The organism is Pseudomonas sp. AC463, from assembly GCF_979253585.1.
In genome coordinates this window covers 1-425 of sequence record NZ_CEEDDZ010000143.1, presented here as the reverse complement: position 1 = coordinate 425, position 425 = coordinate 1, and the positions used below count along the sequence as shown (strand labels likewise).

Genomic DNA, 425 nt, shown 5'->3' with positions numbered 1-425 from the left:
GCGTCAATGCGCCGTCGGGATCGAGGCCGTCGAACAGCCCGTCGATCACCGTGCCGTCCGCCAGCCGCGCCGTCAGCGCCGTGCCGACCGGATGCGCCCGCTCCAGCCACCGCGCGCGCACTGCGGCAATGCCCTCACCCCGCCACCGCTCGACCCAGCGTGCGAACGCCTCCGCCAGCACGTCGAGCAACGCGGCCGGATCGACATCGACGCCATGCGCCGCCAGACTGGTCGTGGCGCGATCCGGCAGATCGGGATGATGCGCTAGATTGACGCCGATCCCGACGATCACTGCTTCGTCCACCCGGTCGAGCAGGATGCCGGACAGCTTGGCCCCATCCAGCAGCAGATCATTCGGCCATTTGAGTCTCAGGTCCTTCCCCCCTTGGGAGAAGATGGGCGAAGCACCGAGGAAGACTCCAACC

Annotated in this window: 1 protein-coding gene; it reads right to left on the bottom strand. The window is 68.2% G+C overall.

Annotation, left to right across the window (positions count from 1 at the left end):
* On the bottom strand, nt 1-425 hold a 425-nt coding region (locus tag AC0IYH_RS29500), incomplete at both ends, for a biotin--[acetyl-CoA-carboxylase] ligase (RefSeq protein ID WP_471837598.1).